Here is a 19,034-nt window from a genome sequence, read left to right as displayed (position 1 = left end):
AAACATTTTTGCCGTTAATATTAATGCACACCAGTTTAACAGTGTATGCACAAGTTAACCTTCTTAATTCACATAATCACAATTGCTTATCCACTAAAAACAAAAGTTTTACGCTTTTTACACATGCTATTGCACAATTAACTGTGAAGAAGAATTTTAAAAAAATATTTGCTTGATAATGTAATTGTAAGTAATAATTGATTTTGATAAATCTGAAGCAAACACACTCTTCATCACCTATTTATTACCCTTAAAAACAAAAAAAGTGCGCCCTTAGATGGCGCACTTTATAGAAAATAAATTATAAGTATTTTAAGCTGCTAAAGGCACTTTGTCTATAACTACTGGCGGATGATGGTTGATTAATTTGATAATACCGATAGCATTAAAACCACGCATTACTTGATATGTCAAATCAAACTCATACCAACGTTTTGCAAAGTTGGCATCTTCCTTATCAAAGTGGTGGTTGTTTTGAAACAATTCACCCATCAATAAAACGCCCCAAGGTGATGTATTTTTAGAATGATCGCCATTATCATAATTACTGTAACCATATTTATGGCCACACCAATTTACAATTGCACCTTGAATAGGACCCATTAAAAAATGTATTGGCAACAATAAAAACCACCAATAATTTGGCGCAAATGCAACATAAACGCTAGTATAAGCAACCATAAATAAGAAACGTGTAAAAGAATTATGCCCAAGTTTATCAAGCTTATCCCAAACGGGCAAGTAATCTGCTGTAAACTGAGGTTCTGGTAGGTTTTTACCAGTTAAAAAACTACGGAAAATGAGGATGGTACTGCGCATCATTTGGTACACATCTTTAAAAAAATGTGGACTGTGAGGATCTTTCTCAGTATCACTATAAGTATGGTGCATACGGTGCATAACCCCATAAGCCCTTGGTACTAAGAACGATGAGCCTTGTACCAACCAGGTACTAACATAAAATATTCGCTCCCAGTTTTTACTAATCTCATACATTTTGTGAGATGCAAAACGGTGTAAAAAGAATGAATGGAAAAACAAAGACAAGAACCAATGTGTAAAAAAGAACAATAAGATGACAAGCATAAAAAAGGGGTTAAAGTATTGTAGGCGAGAAAGATATAAGTTTCTACTCAATATGAATTTAATTATGCAACTTTTTTTACCCTTGTTTAATTTAGCGTGGGTAGAAGTGCAGCTTTTCTACATCAAAGCCATTAATGATACAGTAGAAAGCCGTAAGGTAAGCTTATAACTAAATCAAGGGTGTAACCTACTTAATTGAAGAATTAAATTTAATGTTAAAGTTGATGATTCCCGTATTATTAAAACCAAATAATTTAGTTAATACAATATTTTCTTCGTACAAAATCGTTTAAAAATGAAATCAATAGTGCCAATAGCACTGCTAGTATTTATCAACCTCTTCAAAGCACAAATTGAGAAAGCTAAGTATGATAATCTGCCACCAGAAAAAAGACATCGAAAAAGAAAAATTATAAGTTAAAAAAGCAAAGAAATCGCAAAATGATATCATTGTATAGTATAATATTGCAGTTAAATATATTTACTATCGTTTTTGTTTCTAACCTAATAAATAAAGCACAAAGCAACAATACTTATTAAAACTGATTCTTTGTAATGCATTATTGTTGCCATTTTGTTTAAATCTTGATTAATGAGGCTTTTACTATCAATTTTGTGTTTTAATCTCTGTTGCTTGTCTGTAAAAGGACAAACCAATGATAGCACTATGAATAACAAACAGTGTGTGTATGGCCTAACGTATATGCAAGCAACTATGCTTATACACACTGCCAAAATGGAAAACGTTCGTGGCGCAAGGCCACGAGGCTATGAATTTGAGATCTCTCAATTAAATACTAATTATAAAACATACGATAATTGGGGATTTTTTAGTCGAAGTGGCTTTACCTTCAGTTATTTTGACTTAAACACCCCCATATTAGGAAGCGCCTACAATGCCGCATACTTTATAGAACCTATTTCTCAGTTAAATAAACGTGTACAAATTAGAGTAAGGGGTGCTATAGGTTTAGGCTATCTCACCAATCCTAATAAAAATCTAAAAGACTCAAGCATTACTGCAAACTTTAATTATGGCACGCATATCAATTCTTCTTTGCAATTATCCGTTGCAGCCTCTATAAGCGTATCTAAACATGTGAGTACTTTTATACGCGGTACTTTTAGCCATAACTCAAACGCAGGTTTTGCCATTCCAAATTTAGGTATCAACTACCCTTCTATTGGCTTAGGCATTTTGTATCACCAAGCAACGAATAAATTGCCCAATTACAAAAGAATTAAAGATGATAGCTGGAAAAAAAATAATCCAATTCATTATGAAATTGGTGGCTTTTGGACTGGTAAAAATGGTTGGACTGGCTTCGCTCAGAAGTACAAAAAACAATTACTGATTGGAGCAAATATTATCGCTTCAAAACGTATAAGCCATGTAAATGCACTTACACTAGGCCTAGAAGCTTATTACGATGGCGGTATTGCACTTACAAAAAGTGTTATAGGCGATCCTTCGTATAGTTATTATGCGAGTATGCTAGTGGGTAACGAGTTCTATTTAAAAAGAATTACATTAAGCGCACAACTCGGCGCACATTTTATTAGAAATACAAATTATTATAATAAAGTGTATTTGGGAGGAGAAAAAGAAATTGGTACCGTTTACGAACGTTTTGGCATGAGTTATCAAATAAATCAGCGCTATAAAATTGGGTTTAACTTGCTTACAAGACTAAATATTGCAGATTTTTTTGATTTCAGGCTTACTTATAGATTGAAATAACGAAAAAGGCGATATTAACATAATACAGCATTTATATTGCACCAGTAAATTGTTTTAAGAAACGCACATCGTTTTGGCTATACAAGCGCAAATCATTTACTTGGTATTTTAACTGACAAATACGTTCTACCCCCATTCCAAATGCAAAACCAGTGTATTTATTACTATCAATACCAAAATTCTCAAGCACTTTTGGATGTACCATACCACTGCCCAAAATTTCTACCCAACCTGTATGTTTGCACACATTACAGCCTTTGCTATCACATATAAGGCAACTAATATCCATTTCTGCGCTTGGCTCGGTAAACGGGAAATAACTTGGACGAAAACGCACTTTTACTTCTTTGCCAAACATTTCTTGCACAAAAAAGTACAACGTTTGCTTTAAATCGGCAAAGCTTACATTTTCATCAATATATAAGCCCTCTACCTGATGAAAAAAGCAATGCGCTCTTGCACTGATGGTTTCATTGCGATACACACGGCCAGGACAAATAACGCGGATAGGTGGCTTTTGATGCTCCATCACCCTTGCTTGTACACTACTAGTGTGAGTGCGTAACAACCATGCAGGGTTTTGGCTTATGTAAAACGTGTCTTGCATGTCTCGTGCTGGATGATCTTCAGGTAAGTTCATGGCACCGAAATTGTGCCAATCGTCTTCAATTTCTGGTCCCTCAGATACCGCAAAACCCAAACGTTTAAAGATGCTTACTATTTGATTTCGAACAATACTTAGAGGATGACGTGTACCAACTGAAACAGGACTGCCAGGCAGAGAAAGATCAATTGAATTGGCTGTTGACTGTTGGCTGTCGTCTATGGACTGTTTTAGTATTTCAAATTTATTTTCGGCAAATAATTTAAAGTCATTTAATATTTGCCCGAATGCCTTTTTTTGATCGTTGGGCACATTTTTCATTTCGCCCATCACACTTTTGACTAAGCCTTTTGTGCCAAGATATTTAATACGAAAAGCTTCTACCATGTCTGCATTGGTAGCTTCTGCGGCAGCAATTTCTTGCTTGTACAATTCTATCTGCTGTAACAACTGTTCCATGTGGCGAAGATAATAGTGAAAGGCCAATCGCAAGCGTTAAGCCAGCAAAGCATTACTTATATTATTATTTTTTATAAATGATCACTGAAAACTAACCAATGTTACGTCAAAGAAAATTGGTGCATTGGAGGGAATAGACGTACCTGCACCCTGACATCCATAAGCCAAAGCCGAAGGGATTAACATCTTAATTCTACCACCTGCTTTAATTTTTGGCAAACCAATTTGCCAACCTCCAATTAACTGATTCAAATAAAAACTTGCTGTTTTACCGGCGGCTGTAGAATCGAACACTGTTCCATTTAATAAAGTACCTTTATACGTCACTTCAACCAATGAGTTGCCATTTGGAGAGGTTGCACCCGTACCAGAAGATACAATTTGAAAATACATACCCGAAGCATCTTTAGTAGTTGTAATATTATTGGCTGTCGCAAAATTAACTAATGCCATAGAATCAGTAGCTACAGGCGTATTGGTACAAATGGTACTTGCTGCATCTGAACCTTTACCGCAGCTAACTACATAAAGAGAAGCCACTGCTAGAGCAGCGATAAACATAATTTTCTTTATCATCTTTTGGTTGCTTTATAAAAACTTAATAACCTCTTACATTTTTACCATCCATATAATTTAAAAAGGCTTTGTTACAAACCTTATTGCCACCTGGTGTTGGATAATTACCCGTGAAATACCAGTCGCCAGTATTAGTAGGACAGCTATCATGTAGGTCTTCTATGGTTTGATAGATGACTTGTGTAGGGAAAGTGATGTCTTCTGGGGTAATTAACTGCGCAATTTTAATAGAAATCTCTTCCGTAGTAAACGGTTTGTAAATTTGACGCACCACATTTTCAGTATGTAACTGATTGGTGCGTTGCAATTCTTTAATTCGTTCTTGTGCTTCTGTTAAAATATGCTCTAAGCCACGTTCTTTCAACAATTCGATAGCGGCACGAAACGCAATGAAGTCGCCAAGTTTGCTCATATCAATACCGTAACAATCTGGATAGCGAATTTGCGGTGCCGAAGAAACAACGATAATTTTCTTGGGCTTTAAACGGGCTAACATCCTTACAATACTTTCTTTTAAAGTAGTACCTCGTACAATGCTATCATCTATTACTATGAGCGTATCTTGGTGGTTACGAACGGTACCATATGTAACGTCGTACACGTGTTGTACCATTTCGTTTCTACTATCATCATTGGTAATAAAAGTGCGGAGCTTTACATCTTTAATTGCAATTTTTTCTTGACGAATTTTACGTGTAATCATTTCAGTAAGTTTCTCTTCTGTAAAATCGTTACCCCAACTTAAAATTCGCTCTACTTTAATTTTATTTAAATAATCTTCCATCCCTTTTACCAAACCATAAAAAGCTACTTCGGCAGTATTGGGGATATAGGAAAATATGGCATTTTTTAAATCGTAATTGATATCCTCTAGCACACGCTTGCTAAGGTGGTAACCCAATGCAATACGCTCTCTGTATATTTTTTCGTCGCTTCCGCGGCTAAAATAGATGCGCTCAAAACTACAAGCACGGCGCTCTTTTGGTTCTACAATTTGCTGTATCATGTAATTGCCCTTGTCATCTACAATCAAGGCCATACCTGGCATTAATTCAAGGACCTCATTTTCGCCGACGTTAAATGCCGTACGTATTGAAGCACGTTCGCTTGCAGCTACAATTACTTCATCGTTGATGTAATAATACGCAGGTCGGATACCGTGTGCATCTCGCATTACAAAGCTGTGACCATTACCTATTAAACCACCAATGGTATAGCCACCATCAAATAATGGAATGGCTTTTTGCAGCACATTCACCAAGTTGGCACAATTTGGGTTTTCCGCATCTTCTTTTACCAAAAAATGATGAATCACTTCCATCATTGCAGCAAGGTCGCTTTGCTTTTGAAATTCACCTGGATTAATGTTGAGTAAATCGTATAATTCCTCTGTATTTACCAAGTTAAAATTACCCGCTAAGGCAATATTTCGTCCTGGCTGTGTATCGCGTTTGATAAATGGATGACAAAATTCGACGTTATTTTTACCTTGTGTGCCATAGCGCAAATGGCCCAACAATAATTCGCCCAAATAAGGTACATGACCTTTCATTAATCCTGGATGAGACGTTATATCATGTTGGTATTTTTTTAACTCTTGTACTTCAGCGCCTACTTTGGCAAAAATATCTGCAATTGGCTGCGGCGCATTGCTGCGCATTCTAGAAAGGAAAGGGTAGCCCGGCTCTACATTTAGCTTTACAGAAGCAATACCAGCACCATCTTGGCCCCGGTTATGTTGCTTTTCCATTAACAAGTATAACTTATTCAAGCCATACATTACACTGCCATGTTCTTGTAAATAATAAGAGAAAGGCTTTCTGAGACGAATATAGGCGAGGCCACATTCGTGTTTAATTTCATCGCTCATAATAAAAATAAAGGGCAAAGTTACAACCTCGCCCTTGTTTAAAAATGTTATTTATGCTTGCTGCTGCAATTGTTTGGCCAACCACAAAAATTCAGTTACAAAAGTGTGTATTTGTTTTTCAAAAGAGGCATCGATTAATTGGTTGTCAGCGTCAAATTTTTTGTCCACCTGCGGCACTATTAATAAACTCGGACTCGCAATACCAAATAGCGCTGGCACTAGTAGTAGTAAAGATTGGGTGCCTCTTGCCCCACCTAATGCGCCTGTTGAAGCAGTACAAAGTCCGAAAGCTTTGCGTGCTTGTTTAGGAAAATGATCAAATAGATTTTTAATTTCTGATGTATAACTACCATTGTATTCAGGTGTAACTATGATAAATGCATCGGCATTAAACATACTCTGTGTTAAAAGCTTATATGGATCTGGTGTATTATCTACCGAATTAAAAACCGTTTCTAAAAAGCCCAATTTCCATTCTCTTACATCTATTACACCAACCGTATGTTCTGCATGATGCTGCTGAATATATTGCTGTAAATACTTAGCTATTCTTACGGTAATGCTTGCTGCTCTAGGGCTTCCTGAAACGATTTCGATGGTCATGATATGAAATAGTCATTAAGTCATTAATCATTGGTCATTGATTTTTTTAATGACTGAATGACGAGTGACTTACTGATCTTGTTTAGTGATTAATAGGTACTTCAATGACAATAAACTCAGTATCTTGTTCAATATCTACTTGAATAGTATCTGTTTCCCAAATTCCAATAGCGTCTCTTTTATTGATATTTTGACCGCAAATATTGGCTTTTCCTTCAATAATAAATATAAAAACACATTTATTAGTTGGATTCAATGTGTAAGTAAGCGCTGTTTTTTGGGTAAAATAACCCAAACTCAACTTTGCATTTTGATTAATCCAGCAATGTTCTAAACCTTCTTCATTGCTTACAATGGTTTGAAGTTTATTGACACGGTTTTGCTTTGGAAAATATCTACGTTGGTAACGTGGATTGATATTTTGCAATTTTGGCTCAACCCATATTTGCAAAAAATTTACTTCATCATCACCAACATTGTATTCTTCATGGCGCAAGCCACTTCCTGCACTCATGATTTGTACCCACCCTTTTTCTACAACATCGCTGTAGCCCATGCTATCTTTGTGGTTCATTTTACCATTCAGCAACACACTAATTATTTCCATGTTTTGGTGTGCGTGTAAGCCAAAGCCTTTGCCTTGTTCTACAAAATCATCATTAAACACTTTGAGCAAACCAAAGCCGTTGCGTATAGGATTTGCGTAGCTAGAAAAGCTAAAATTAAAATTGCTTTTTAGCCAGCCAATATCTTTCAGTCCTCTCTCGCTAGCTTTAAAAATGGTATGTTGCATGTAATAGGTTGTTTAAGGGATACAAAGATTAGCGAACAATTGGCAAATATTTTTCTTTTAATTGGTAAATGGATACTGCATTTAGCAATACCAATACAATTCCAATACCAGGGGCATGTGCAATTAATAGTTCATATAGTAAAATATTTACCACAATTGGCGCCATTAACAACAAAGCCAATGCTCTTGTAGATTTTATCACCAATAAAATCGCAAATATGATTTCTAAAACCTTAACCACCGTTAAAAAGCCCGTACTGTAAATAACACCAAAGAATGTAGCAGCATTGCCTGTTGCGGGCGGCATTGGTAAAAAATGTAAGAAAAAGTTTAACCCAAATACAAGAAATATTAAGGCCAATAATAGAACAGGGATTTGCTTTAGAATATTCATGATTGTTAGTTTTAAGGGATACCCATCTGTAAGTTTAAGCTAACAGATGGGAATTTGATTAAGCTTGTTTTACCATTTGAATTGAGAAATTTAATTTCACTTCGTCGCTAACTACAACACCACCAGCTTCTGTAACAGCGCTCCATGTAAGGCCAAATTCTGAACGGCTGATTTTACCAGAAATATCAAAACCTGCTTTAAACTGGCCATAAAAATCGGTCATTGTACCGCCATATTCTACCGCTAATACTACAGGTTTGGTTACATCCTTAATCGTTAAATCACCGGCCAATTCGTAATCACTACCATCAACTTTTGTAAATGATGTAGAAGTAAAGCTTAAAGTTGGATACTTAGCTGCATCAAAAAAATCTTCGCTTTTTAAATGACCATCTCTTTGTTCGTTACCAGTAGAAATGGTGTTAATGTCTGCTGTGAAGCTAATTTTCGCATCGCTTAAATCGTCTTGCTCTGCTTCTAAAGTTGCATCAAAACCAGTGAAGCTGCCGGTTACAGTACTAATCATTAAGTGCTTTACTTTAAATGTTACGTCGCTGTGCATTGCATCAATTTTGTAAGTTGCCATTGTTTTAAATTTTTAGTTGTTTGTGATAATTGTTGTTTTATAATTGATACTTATTCTTCAATAAGTACACCCATTTTTCCCATTTGATAATCTCTAAAAGCCTCCATAATTTCTGTTTGATAATTCATTACAAAAGGCCCATGAGAGGCAATAGGTTCGTTAATAATTTCGCCACTACCTACAAATAGGATTGTATCTTCTGTAGCTGTAATAGTAAAACTATCGCCATCGTTATTCATTAAAGCAAGTTGCTTAGTAGTAACAACATGTGTAGCATTAATAGTTATTTTACCCTTTAATACATAAACCAACGTGTTATGACTTGCATTAAAATTAAACGTAAAATGACCACCAGCTTTCATGTCTACCATTGCCGTGGTTACATCAGTAAAAGTTGGTATAATACCTTTTGTACCGTTTACATTACCAGCAGGCACTCTTACAATAGTCAAGCCATCTTCTGTAACAATCGTTGGTGTTTCTTCTGCTGTTGCAGGATAATAAGCAGGCTGATCCATTTTGTGCGCTGCTGGTGTATTTACCCATACTTGTAACAATTCTTGTTCGCCACCGTGGTCAAAAATATCTTCAGGTACACGTTCGCTATGTATTATGCCCATACCTGCACTTGTCCATTGCGTACCTCCCGCATATACTTTATGGTTATTGCCACGGCTATCTCTGTGATGCACACCGCCACGGTAAATAAAGCTGATAGCACTAAACCCACGATGAGGATGTGGCCCTACACCTTGTTGATGAATAGGTATATGTTCTTCAATTTTAGCAATACCATGATGGAATACTAAAAATGGACTAAAAAATTCGCCATTGTTTGGTAGTAATTCTTGCACTTTGATGCTGCCTACATTAATAGGCCTGCCGCCAATAATTTTATTAACTGTTCGCATTGTCTACCTTTTTTAATTTAACTGCATTGGTACTTCCATTAATAAAAATTCAGTATCGGTATCTGCTGTTATGTTTAGTACATCTGACTCGGTAATACCTAAGCCGTCTCTTTCTTCTAAAGCAACGCCATTTACGGTAATATTACCTTTTATCACAAATACATATACACCACTTTGGGGATTGTGTAAGGTATAGCTAGTATTTTGTGCAACTTCAAAATTACCAAGCGTAAACCAAGCGTTTTGGTTAATCCAAACGGCCTCGGCATTATCTGGCGCCAATACAGTTTGTAAAATATTTTTGCGCGTTGCTATTGGAAAAGATTTTTGCTCGTAGCGGGGTGCAATATTTTTTTCTTTTGGTAATATCCATATTTGTAAGAATTTCACTTCTTTACTGTGATTAGCATTTTTTTCGCTGTGTGCAATACCGCTACCAGCACTCATTATTTGTACATCACCTTGCTTGATGATTTCATGTCTACCCGTGGTATCATTATGTTCTAAATCGCCACTTAAAGGTATAGACACTATTTCCATATTATCATGTGGGTGCTTGCCAAAACCCATACCGCCTGCAACAGTATCATCGTTTAGTACTCGTAATGCACCAAAGTGCATACGCTCAGGATTGTAATAACCTGCAAAACTGAATGTGTGGTAACTGTTTAACCAACCATGATTTGCATGACCTCTTGTATTTGCTTTATGTAATATCGTTTTCATGATTCTTATTTTTTAATTGCATGTATATACATCTATTTTTTCAAAAAAAATTTACTCTTTTTCTCTTACTTTTTCAAGTAAACTATTCAGCAGTATAGCATCAGTTTCTGTAATTGAAACACAGTTCACATACTTTGTATCAATAGCAATTGTGCTTGACTCTAAAATACTAATACCAGCTTGCGTAATTGTTATCACTGTTTCTCGTTTATCTTCTAAAGAAGTAGCACGCTTAACTAGTTTTTTTATGACTAAACGGTCTATAATCCTTGGTACGTTTGAATTTTGCTCAATCATTCTGCAAGCAATATCTCTTACGCACATTTGATCTGGATACTTACCTTTTAAAATACGTAATACATTATATTGCTCATGTGTTAATCCAAATTCCTTTAATTCTTTACTCGCAAGGTTTTTTAACCACCATGCAGTATACAAAACATTTAACGATGCTTTTTGCACTTCATTCTTAAATTTTGTACTCTGTATTGCTTGTTCTAATTTCATTGCCAATACAAATGTATGTACATACATCTAATTTGCAAAATTATTTTTTCTTTTCTATAAAGGAAAAAATCCCGCATCGCTAGATGCAGGATTGAATTGATTATCAAACTATTTAGTGCTTTTCGTCGTCCTCCTTATTGCAAGTTTCAATTATTTTATGAAACGTGTCGTGCAAGCTAGCTAATTTAGTTTTAATTACTTCATCGCTAACTTTTGCTTTAACCAAAGCATCTAACACTTTAGTACCTTTTACTAATTCTGCTACGGCTTCTTTAATACCTTTTTTGGCTTTTAATGCATCAGGTATTGCAGATTTAGAAAGAGCTACCGCTTTTTCATACATTTCTGTTGAGCGTGCTTTTATAGGTTCTAGTTTACCTTCTTCACTTGGGTGAAAGGTTTCACTCATTACGCCATGGAATGTTTGCAAAGCTGGCCATTGTGCCAATTTAAATTGCGCACTAACGCTACTTGATACAAAAACTGCAAATGCTGGCAATAAACTCATTTTTAAAAACTTCATACTCTATGTTTTTTTGACTCGTCGAATATAACGATGAATAAACTAATATTTAAGTTTGCGACATTTTCTTTTTTGCTTTTGTTTTAAAATAAAGTATCATGCCAATTACAACAACCGCAATTTGTGCCATAGCCCAAAACATCGTACTAAAATCTTTTACAGGTTTGCCAGCCCAAGCCATAAATTCATGTTTGTGTAAAATTGAAAAACTGTAACCTTCAATTACATCAATGTCATCTACACGTAAAGCTAATTTTCCAGTAGATGTTTCGATATAATAACGTTCGTTATGGTTAGCATTGTAGGCCACTTTAAATACTGGAAGCCTTTTATTTACAAAGCCATATTCATCTGCAAATTTTACTATGGTGTCAATTTTTGCAACCTCACCAATCTTGTGTCCACTGTATTGGCTAGCCAAATAACTAGCATATACAAGCTCACCATTTTGTAATATAGCATTGTTAGCAGTATTTATGTAAGTAGCCGATGGCGGTGGAACAACTTTAGCTTTCATTAAATCGTTTACAGGCTTTTTGGCATCAGCTTTTGCCTGATAGTTTTTCTTTGTATTTACCTGCCAATAAGCTTGTCCATTAATAATAACAATGCTAACATTGGCAATAGGCGCATGTACAATTTGCTGTAATTGTGCTATAGATAAATGAAGTTGTTTACTAGCAAAAGCAGGTACTTGCGGTTCTGGGTTTTCTTTGGGAGGAAATATTTTAGTAAATGCATGATAAGCGCCACTGAATGTAAACATCAACGTAAACAAAGTGATTGCAATAGACGTAAAACGATGGCTACGTCTTGTTTTTACTACTGTGTTACTTGCGACTTTTTTACTCTTGCTAATAAAGAAAATATAAACACCCATTAGTGCAGTTAAAAAAGCAAGGCTTACCAAAATAAACTCAACAACAAATTGTGCTTTACCCAAAAAAGATAACCAGCCCCAATTGTGAAACCATCTAAAAATGGCATCAAAAATGGCTCGCTTATTATCCATGGCAAATGAAAATCGGTCTTGCGTAGTTTCAACATAAATGCGAATACCGTCGGCTCTTGCAAAAACTACTTTATATACTGGCAATAACCTATTAATACTTTTGTATTCATTATCAAACGCAGTAACTGATGTAGCATCTGTTACTTTAGCACCCTTAGTATTATTTAATACACATTCACTAGCAGCATCGCAGCAATCGTGACTGCTAGCCGTTGCAGTTAATGCTTCAGTTTTATTGTTTTCGGTTTTATTATTTTCTTGCCCTTCTAAAAAATGTTTCGCAAGGTATTGTGCATATAACCAATCACCATTGGCTAAGCGTTTACCAGTTTTGGTACTTACATACGTTGGTACATTATTGTTTGGTAATTGTATTTGATAAAACCAATTGGTATCAATATGTACAAAACGAAAATTGGTAATAGAATCGATATGATTATTGCTTAATACCTCCTGCAATGGCATCTTAATTTTACTTGTATCTATTGCAGATGCTTGTAAAAACTGTGTAGCCACTTTAGGTCTTATGGTAGTCATTATAGGATGCATAAAACCACTTGAAGCCCACAGAATTACAGGAATTGCTATAATGAGCGATGTGGTACGGTGCCACTGGTATATTTTCTTTTTCATGATTTTTTATTTAGAAAAATGAACCAAATAAGCAAATAGGCACATAGGCTTTTAGCTTAAAGCTAAGTACCTATAGGCCTATGTGGTAATAAACTACTTGCCAAATTTGACACTTACGCCCAAAGTAATTTCTCTAGGGTCGCCCAAATTATAGGTGTAGCCGTAACTTGATTTACTAGCTAGTACTGAATAATATTTATTGAAAGCATTAAGCGCATTTACCCACACTTCAAAATGTTTAATACTATAACCAGTTCTTATGTTAAACACATCAAACCCAGCATATTTACCTGTATTAGCGTTATCTAAAAAATAGTTACTTAAATGTTGCCACTCAGCGCCTAATCTTAGGCCTTTTACCCATATTGGTTTATACATAATTTCTCCATTAGCGATAAATTTAGGTGCACCTGCAATTTCGTTTCCGCTATAGTCAATACCTTTTTCTATGTCTTGAACAAAAGTGTGTGTTGCATTTGTGCCGCTAAAACGTATCATCCATTCATCATTAGGTCTATATGTAATGCCATACTCAATACCCTTATGTCTAGTTTGCCCAGAATTTTGATTTTGATAACTACCATCTGTTTGACGAACAGAAATAATTTCATTAGTACCATTTAGCAAATACAAACTATAATCGAGATATAATGTATTTTGAACCAACGATAACCAACCACCCATTTCGTAATTAAAAAATGTTTGTGGTTGTAAGTAAGGCACTTTTACGATATTAAACAGTTCACCAACTTGAGGTGGTACATACCCTTCGCTATAATTACCATAAAAACCAATGGATTTATGATTGTAGGTTAAGCCAATTTTTGGCGTAGCTCTTGAAAAATTAGTAATTGTTGAAGGTGCGCCAGATGAAGCTGATGGGGTTAAATAATTTTGAAAATTGTAGTGATAGAAATCATATCGTAAAGCAGCTATCAACTTTAAGCCTTTGGCCAAAAATGCATCATAATTAACGTATGACGCTACATTGCTAATGCCAGTTTTGTAGTTACTTAATACAGAATCTGTGGTGTTAAAACTTGCATATTTACCCGCAGCATTTCTTTGAATTTTAATATCGTTGGCAACATATGTACTAGGGCTAATGTCTGTACTTACACCTACTATTAACTTGCTTTGCAACCAGTTCATTTTTTGTGCATGTTGGGCTATAAGCATATAGCTATTAAATGAACTATTATTTACTTGTCCATTTGCTAATAACGGATTACTAAAGTTATTGGTAACATAGTAAGATGGGTTTTGCTTTACCGAGTTATTTCTATAAGCAACTGTAATCTGCGATTCGCTATTGCTATTCCAAACATGGCTTAATTGCGATTTAATGCGTAAAGCAGTTGTAATACGATAATTAAAAGTATAGAGAGTACTATAATTTTTGTTGGCAAAATGCGCACTATCTAAGCTACCACCACCCATATCGCTGTAATAATCTACATAGGTTAAGGTATTGGTAAGTTTCGTTTTTTCGTTAATGGTATAATCGCCTCTTACTGTAAATGCTGTTTTATGAAAATTGGTTTGCTCAACAGGGCCATTGATTCTATTTGCATAATAACCACTTACTAATATGCCTAGTTTGCCAAAGGTGTTTCCAGCTTGTGCATCTATTCTTTTGTAGCCATTATTATTGATTCGTGTACTGAACAAACCATTAGCCACAGATGGTGGTGCTTGCGTAAGTACATTTACTGCACCGCCTATTGCTTCTGCACCATAAAGCGAACTTGATGGCCCTTTAATTACTTCGATACTTTTTGCCGCAGTAGTATTCATTTCTAATAACGCATTGTGGTTGTAAACACCTGTAGTGCGAATAGGAATGCCATCTTCTAGATACAAAAACAAACTTTTGGTAGTTAATGGCTGACGAATACTCATTTCATGTTGCTCATTACCCAAGTTCACATCAAAAACACCACTTACTTTATTTAATAAATGATCAATACGGTTAGCTTTTGTATCATCAATGGTTTGCTTATTTATGGTTGTGATGGCTACAGGTGCTTCACTACGTTTTTGTGCGGTTTTATTGGCACTTACAACCACTTGGTCTAGTAAGTTTACAGCTTGTTGCAAGCTTATTATCACATTGCCGCGTTGCTTTAAGGTGATTGTTTGAGGTAAATAACCTGCCATGCTTACTACAATAGTATTACTATTACTGGTAAGGGAGAAGCTACCTGAAGCGTTGGTAATAGCAATGTGTTGTTTATCGGTAATGGTTACGCCTTGCAAAGCTTCTTTACTTGCAGCGTCTATAATTTTTCCCGTAATAACGGTATTGGTTTGAGCATGTAATTGTATTGCCAATAGTAGTATGGCTAAGTATATGATTCGTTTCATGAAATATTACTTAAGATTGGGTTATAGGTATAGCCCCGCAGTCTACGTGTTGACTTAGTAGGCCAAAGCACTATTGCGTGAGGGATGGTCAGCGAATTGCGAAGCACTCATCGAAACTAAAAAAATAAAAGCGACGAGATAATAACACACAGTACTGCCCTCGATGCCAGAACGAGCAACGAATAGCCTGACCTGCCAAAGCAGAGCGTACCCTAAAAAATTAATTAATTGAAGATGAAAAAAAGTAAGTGCTAGCAATTACAAGGGGGATGGAAAATAGGGAAAGCTCTATCTACTGTAGTGTTGATAGACTGAATAAAGTATGCTTGCTTTACAGCAAAACTATGATGTTGATAAGCGCAGAAAAATGATTTTGAAGAGATTACTTCTGTTTCTTTACCGCTTTTACGCTCGGTGTTTTGCTTATCCTCGTTGGTGTCTTTGTTCAACTTCTTTTTAAGTTGACATTTACCAGCGCAGCAGCTTCTAGGCTTTGTTCTGTTTTCGCAAAGGTTTTTAGAGATATAACTTTGATTGGCATAAAAGCTACAAACAATCACCGCTTTACTAAACGTCTGTGCCACAAAAGCCACCAAAAATAGTATTGCAATAGATTGTTTAAACATATAATGAATAAAATTTGTGTTGTGTAATATGTTGCGTTCTGTAGTACATAAATGATTGCTGTTAAAACGCATATGATAGATGCAACATGCCTCGCACTTTCGTTGTAGTTTGACCGTCAGATAAATTTTGACTTATAGGCAATTGAACATTGGTACCAACAATAATTTTACCAAAATTTACTTCGGTACCTACTGCAGTTAGTAAGCCATTTCCGCCAGTTGAAGCTACTTTGGTATTGCTCAATTCATTAGCATTTAAGTGCTCAAATAATAACCCTATATTAGGACTAAAAGAAGCGAATTTTGTACCCACGATACGAGAAATAAAAATATTGGTACTTAATCGATCACCAAATTTGTAGGCATTTTTACTACCATTTAATTTATAATTAATATTACTATTAATACTCCATTCACGCATTCTAAGTACATAAAGTGCATTTAATAAAAAGTCGTAAGACCCTGTACCCGCTTGGTTATTAGCTGATGCAACAATGGCATTAGGGTCTGCTGCAAATTTTCCAACAGGTAATTTAATACCACCACCAAACCATAATTCTGAACTTGTAAAACCATTTCGGTTTGAAAAAATATTGTAATTAGTCATAATGGTAGCATCGCCAAAACCATTACTTTTTAATAACGTATCGTCAGAATGTTGTTTATTAAAATTGTATGGTAAAAAAGCTAATAGTTGCCATTTTTTACCAATGTTCCAACCGCCCCACAATTCAACCGTTTGATAAAAATCTTTACTAAATTGAGTAGGATCGTTAGCTACTTCACTTCTAAAACTTCTAAAAGTATATCTAGTACCAAAAAAATGTTTGTGAAATCTTGGAAATGGTCCCACAAAATAATTACCAGTACTGCATCCACATATATCGCAAGCAGAGACAAATTGTATAGAAAATATAAATACAATTGCAATGATTATTTTTTTCATTGTAGTGTTTTTAAAATTGTATTAATAAAAGCTGCAACATTATAGGTACAGCAAAGACGAGCATTTTCTTAGATTAAGTAGCCTTAATTAAGGTATTGAAGGCACTACATAGAAATATGCACGAAAAAGCGTAAATCGCCTCCAAAGGAGGCATATTAATAATAAAGGTTATGAAACTAGCAACAACCAGGAGGGTGAAATATGGGGTAGGTCCTGTTTACAGTATTACTATTAGATGAAATACAATAAGCTTGTTTAAAAGTAAGAGCAGATAATTGCTGATAGGCGCAGAAAAATGATTTTGAAGAGATTACTTCTGTTTCTTTACTGCTTTTACGCTCGGTATTTTGCTTATCCTCATTGGTATCTTTATTCAACTTTTTCTTCAATTGACATTTGCCAGCGCAACAGCTTTTTGGCTTCGTTCTGTTTTCGCAAAGGTTTTTAGCAATATAACTTTGATTGGCATAAAAACTGCAAATAATCACCGCTTTACTAAAGGTCTGTGCCATGAAAGCCATCAGAAATAGTATTGCAATAGATTGTTTAAACATGGGACAAATTTAAGCAGTGAAAAAATGAATTTCAAAATGTTTGTTAGTGTAAGACGCCTTGAATGTTTGAGAATCTTTTATAGCAAGCAAATTATTTTAAGCCAATAGCCCAGCTTATTATTTACTTTGCATTTTAATTTAAAAAATTAAATACATGAAACAATTAACTATTGCAGCGTGCATTTCACTGAGCTCATTGGTTTTTAGCTGCACCAATGCACCTAAAGTGTCTACCGAAAAAGTGGCTGACAGCGCAACTACTATGCCTAAAGAAGTAAAGTACAGCGCTAATATTGTGAACAATAAAAAAGACCCAAGCTGCGGCATGCCAGTAAGAGCGGGTATTTTAGATACAATACATTACAATGGTAAAGTAATTGGTTTTTGCTCTGCAGAATGTAAAGCTGACTTTACAAAAGATGCCGCAAAGAAAATGGCTAGTGTTGAATGGAAATAACAACTGCTAAAAAGCGACTTGTTAAAATATAGCTACAAATAGCAATCTGCTAAGCTTTACACTAACTTGCACGCTTTATCTAACGATTGGACAAAAGAGTGAACAGCATGAGCAGAAAAATGGTCTATCTCATCAATCCTATTTCGGGCACAGCCAAAAAGGACGAGATAAAGCAGCAAATTCAACAGATAACGACTGCAAAAAGTATCCCTTTTGAGATTGTACCTACTAATGCTACGGGCAATTACGATTTTTTAAAGGAAAAAATAGAAGCCGAGTGTATTACTGATTTAGTAATGGTAGGCGGCGATGGTACCGTAAACCAAATAGCCAATGCACTGCAAGGCGTTAATATCAATTTTGGCATTATACCAGTAGGCTCTGGCAATGGGCTTGCTTATGCGGCTGGTATACCAAAAAAAGCGACAGATGCCATAGAATTGTTGTTTACTGGCACTGCCAAATATGTAGATGCGTTTTTAATTAATAATGAATTCTCCTGCATGCTGAGTGGTATTGGTTTTGATGCGCAAGTAGCCCACGATTTTGCTAATCAAGATAGCCGTGGCTTACTTACTTACACTAAGCAAAGTCTGCAAAACTTCTTTAAAGCACAGCCATACCAATTTGAGGTTTCGGTAGATGGCTTTACATTTTTTACGGAAGCTTTTTTTATTAGTATTGCCAATAGTAATCAGTTTGGTAACAATGTTACTATTGCGCCCCATGCTAGCCTAAATGACGGCCTTCTAGACATTGTGATTGTACAAAAAATGAATAAAGCCAAGCTGCCTTTTGCCATACTAAAACAAATCCGTGGCAATAATAAACTGGAAGCATTGTTAGAAGATGTAAGCAGTAAAAATATTTTATATTTTCAAACAGATCGTATTAAAATCAATAACCTAAAACTCGCACCTTTACATATTGATGGAGAGCCCAAAACTACTTCACCAAGTTTCAATATTAGCATCATAAAAAAATGCTTTAAACTGATACAGCCTAATTGATTTTTTGCACAAACAAAATAGCCATCCAAAATTTTGGATGGCTATTTTGT

At 35.3% G+C, this 19,034-nt stretch carries 20 protein-coding genes; 3 read left to right on the top strand and 17 right to left on the bottom strand.

Going from position 1 to position 19,034, the window contains the following annotated elements:
• Window positions 1-312: 312 nt before the first annotated feature.
• A complete protein-coding gene (locus ACFOW1_RS15350) occupies window positions 313-1,086 on the bottom strand; it encodes a fatty acid desaturase (protein ID WP_379015493.1) in 774 nt (257 codons plus the stop codon).
• A gap of 667 nt (window positions 1,087-1,753) precedes the next feature.
• Between ACFOW1_RS15350 and ACFOW1_RS15345 the strand changes: the two genes are divergently transcribed.
• Window positions 1,754-2,827: an acyloxyacyl hydrolase gene (locus ACFOW1_RS15345; RefSeq protein WP_379015491.1), complete on the top strand. Its 1,074-nt coding sequence runs from the start codon at window positions 1,754-1,756 to the stop codon at window positions 2,825-2,827.
• Between the two features lie 31 nt (window positions 2,828-2,858).
• Here ACFOW1_RS15345 and pheS read toward each other — a convergent pair whose 3' ends face one another.
• The 16 genes from pheS to ACFOW1_RS15265 all read right to left on the bottom strand — a co-directional run bounded on the left by pheS (window position 2,859) and on the right by ACFOW1_RS15265 (window position 17,517).
• Window positions 2,859-3,890 carry a phenylalanine--tRNA ligase subunit alpha gene (gene pheS, locus ACFOW1_RS15340; protein WP_379015490.1) on the bottom strand — a complete coding sequence of 344 codons (1,032 nt, stop codon included), beginning with the start codon at window positions 3,888-3,890 and terminating at the stop codon, window positions 2,859-2,861.
• An 81-nt stretch (window positions 3,891-3,971) separates the two neighbouring features.
• Window positions 3,972-4,466, bottom strand: a complete 495-nt coding sequence (locus ACFOW1_RS15335; RefSeq protein ID WP_379015488.1) for an FKBP-type peptidyl-prolyl cis-trans isomerase — start codon at window positions 4,464-4,466, stop codon at window positions 3,972-3,974.
• Between the two features lie 22 nt (window positions 4,467-4,488).
• Window positions 4,489-6,336: an amidophosphoribosyltransferase gene (locus ACFOW1_RS15330; RefSeq protein ID WP_379015487.1), complete on the bottom strand. Its 1,848-nt coding sequence runs from the start codon at window positions 6,334-6,336 to the stop codon at window positions 4,489-4,491.
• A 51-nt stretch (window positions 6,337-6,387) separates the two neighbouring features.
• Window positions 6,388-6,939, bottom strand: a complete 552-nt coding sequence (locus ACFOW1_RS15325; protein ID WP_379015486.1) for an NADPH-dependent FMN reductase — start codon at window positions 6,937-6,939, stop codon at window positions 6,388-6,390.
• An 82-nt stretch (window positions 6,940-7,021) separates the two neighbouring features.
• Entirely contained in the window at window positions 7,022-7,732 is a 711-nt protein-coding gene (locus tag ACFOW1_RS15320; RefSeq protein WP_379015484.1) for a pirin family protein, read from the bottom strand.
• Between the two features lie 28 nt (window positions 7,733-7,760).
• Window positions 7,761-8,126, bottom strand: coding sequence for a hypothetical protein (locus ACFOW1_RS15315; protein WP_379015482.1), 366 nt, complete (start codon window positions 8,124-8,126; stop codon window positions 7,761-7,763).
• Window positions 8,127-8,184: 58 nt separating this feature from the next.
• Complete coding sequence (locus tag ACFOW1_RS15310; protein WP_379015481.1) at window positions 8,185-8,712, bottom strand: YceI family protein; 528 nt, start codon at window positions 8,710-8,712, stop codon at window positions 8,185-8,187.
• A gap of 50 nt (window positions 8,713-8,762) precedes the next feature.
• Window positions 8,763-9,623, bottom strand: coding sequence for a pirin family protein (locus ACFOW1_RS15305; protein WP_379015479.1), 861 nt, complete (start codon window positions 9,621-9,623; stop codon window positions 8,763-8,765).
• Between the two features lie 12 nt (window positions 9,624-9,635).
• Window positions 9,636-10,349, bottom strand: a complete 714-nt coding sequence (locus ACFOW1_RS15300; RefSeq protein ID WP_379015478.1) for a pirin family protein — start codon at window positions 10,347-10,349, stop codon at window positions 9,636-9,638.
• A 51-nt stretch (window positions 10,350-10,400) separates the two neighbouring features.
• Complete coding sequence (locus tag ACFOW1_RS15295) at window positions 10,401-10,856, bottom strand: MarR family winged helix-turn-helix transcriptional regulator (protein WP_379015477.1); 456 nt, start codon at window positions 10,854-10,856, stop codon at window positions 10,401-10,403.
• A 112-nt stretch (window positions 10,857-10,968) separates the two neighbouring features.
• A complete protein-coding gene (locus tag ACFOW1_RS15290) occupies window positions 10,969-11,379 on the bottom strand; it encodes a hypothetical protein (RefSeq protein ID WP_379015476.1) in 411 nt (136 codons plus the stop codon).
• A 49-nt stretch (window positions 11,380-11,428) separates the two neighbouring features.
• The gene (locus ACFOW1_RS15285) at window positions 11,429-13,024 is read right to left on the bottom strand and encodes a hypothetical protein (RefSeq protein WP_379015475.1); all 1,596 of its coding nucleotides are present in this window, start codon (window positions 13,022-13,024) and stop codon (window positions 11,429-11,431) included.
• 93 nt (window positions 13,025-13,117) lie between these two features.
• The gene (locus tag ACFOW1_RS15280; RefSeq protein WP_379015473.1) at window positions 13,118-15,391 is read right to left on the bottom strand and encodes a TonB-dependent receptor domain-containing protein; all 2,274 of its coding nucleotides are present in this window, start codon (window positions 15,389-15,391) and stop codon (window positions 13,118-13,120) included.
• Window positions 15,392-15,642: 251 nt separating this feature from the next.
• The gene (locus ACFOW1_RS15275; protein ID WP_379015472.1) at window positions 15,643-16,017 is read right to left on the bottom strand and encodes a hypothetical protein; all 375 of its coding nucleotides are present in this window, start codon (window positions 16,015-16,017) and stop codon (window positions 15,643-15,645) included.
• Between the two features lie 61 nt (window positions 16,018-16,078).
• Complete coding sequence (locus tag ACFOW1_RS15270) at window positions 16,079-16,963, bottom strand: hypothetical protein (protein WP_379015471.1); 885 nt, start codon at window positions 16,961-16,963, stop codon at window positions 16,079-16,081.
• 176 nt (window positions 16,964-17,139) lie between these two features.
• On the bottom strand, window positions 17,140-17,517 hold the full coding sequence (locus ACFOW1_RS15265) for a hypothetical protein (RefSeq protein ID WP_379015469.1): 378 nt from the start codon (window positions 17,515-17,517) through the stop codon (window positions 17,140-17,142).
• 154 nt (window positions 17,518-17,671) lie between these two features.
• Between ACFOW1_RS15265 and ACFOW1_RS15260 the strand changes: the two genes are divergently transcribed.
• Entirely contained in the window at window positions 17,672-17,974 is a 303-nt protein-coding gene (locus ACFOW1_RS15260; RefSeq protein ID WP_379015468.1) for a hypothetical protein, read from the top strand.
• Window positions 17,975-18,081: 107 nt separating this feature from the next.
• Entirely contained in the window at window positions 18,082-18,984 is a 903-nt protein-coding gene (locus tag ACFOW1_RS15255) for a diacylglycerol/lipid kinase family protein (protein WP_379015466.1), read from the top strand.
• Window positions 18,985-19,034: the final 50 nt, after the last annotated feature.

It is taken from the genome of Parasediminibacterium paludis (assembly GCF_042651445.1).
GTDB lineage: Bacteria > Bacteroidota > Bacteroidia > Chitinophagales > Chitinophagaceae > Parasediminibacterium > Parasediminibacterium paludis.
The sequence above is the reverse complement of the archived record's forward strand: the minus strand, read 5'-3'. Positions and strand labels throughout refer to the sequence as shown.

Bases quoted from the DNA above. Each gene is read 5' to 3' on its own strand.
- ACFOW1_RS15280 (WP_379015473.1), bottom strand. From the start codon at position 15,391: ATGAAACGAATCATATACTTAGCCATACTACTATTGGCAATACAATTA.
- ACFOW1_RS15325 (WP_379015486.1), bottom strand. From the start codon at position 6,939: ATGACCATCGAAATCGTTTCAGGAAGCCCTAGAGCAGCAAGCATTACC.
- ACFOW1_RS15335 (WP_379015488.1), bottom strand. From the start codon at position 4,466: ATGATAAAGAAAATTATGTTTATCGCTGCTCTAGCAGTGGCTTCTCTT.
- ACFOW1_RS15320 (WP_379015484.1), bottom strand. From the start codon at position 7,732: ATGCAACATACCATTTTTAAAGCTAGCGAGAGAGGACTGAAAGATATT.
- ACFOW1_RS15265 (WP_379015469.1), bottom strand. From the start codon at position 17,517: ATGTTTAAACAATCTATTGCAATACTATTTCTGATGGCTTTCATGGCA.
- ACFOW1_RS15315 (WP_379015482.1), bottom strand. From the start codon at position 8,126: ATGAATATTCTAAAGCAAATCCCTGTTCTATTATTGGCCTTAATATTT.
- ACFOW1_RS15300 (WP_379015478.1), bottom strand. From the start codon at position 10,349: ATGAAAACGATATTACATAAAGCAAATACAAGAGGTCATGCAAATCAT.
- ACFOW1_RS15345 (WP_379015491.1), top strand. From the start codon at position 1,754: ATGAATAACAAACAGTGTGTGTATGGCCTAACGTATATGCAAGCAACT.
- ACFOW1_RS15270 (WP_379015471.1), bottom strand. From the start codon at position 16,963: ATGAAAAAAATAATCATTGCAATTGTATTTATATTTTCTATACAATTT.
- ACFOW1_RS15260 (WP_379015468.1), top strand. From the start codon at position 17,672: ATGAAACAATTAACTATTGCAGCGTGCATTTCACTGAGCTCATTGGTT.
- pheS (WP_379015490.1), bottom strand. From the start codon at position 3,890: ATGGAACAGTTGTTACAGCAGATAGAATTGTACAAGCAAGAAATTGCT.
- ACFOW1_RS15290 (WP_379015476.1), bottom strand. From the start codon at position 11,379: ATGAAGTTTTTAAAAATGAGTTTATTGCCAGCATTTGCAGTTTTTGTA.
- ACFOW1_RS15330 (WP_379015487.1), bottom strand. From the start codon at position 6,336: ATGAGCGATGAAATTAAACACGAATGTGGCCTCGCCTATATTCGTCTC.
- ACFOW1_RS15350 (WP_379015493.1), bottom strand. From the start codon at position 1,086: ATGCTTGTCATCTTATTGTTCTTTTTTACACATTGGTTCTTGTCTTTG.
- ACFOW1_RS15285 (WP_379015475.1), bottom strand. From the start codon at position 13,024: ATGAAAAAGAAAATATACCAGTGGCACCGTACCACATCGCTCATTATA.
- ACFOW1_RS15305 (WP_379015479.1), bottom strand. From the start codon at position 9,623: ATGCGAACAGTTAATAAAATTATTGGCGGCAGGCCTATTAATGTAGGC.
- ACFOW1_RS15295 (WP_379015477.1), bottom strand. From the start codon at position 10,856: ATGAAATTAGAACAAGCAATACAGAGTACAAAATTTAAGAATGAAGTG.
- ACFOW1_RS15255 (WP_379015466.1), top strand. From the start codon at position 18,082: ATGAGCAGAAAAATGGTCTATCTCATCAATCCTATTTCGGGCACAGCC.
- ACFOW1_RS15310 (WP_379015481.1), bottom strand. From the start codon at position 8,712: ATGGCAACTTACAAAATTGATGCAATGCACAGCGACGTAACATTTAAA.
- ACFOW1_RS15275 (WP_379015472.1), bottom strand. From the start codon at position 16,017: ATGTTTAAACAATCTATTGCAATACTATTTTTGGTGGCTTTTGTGGCA.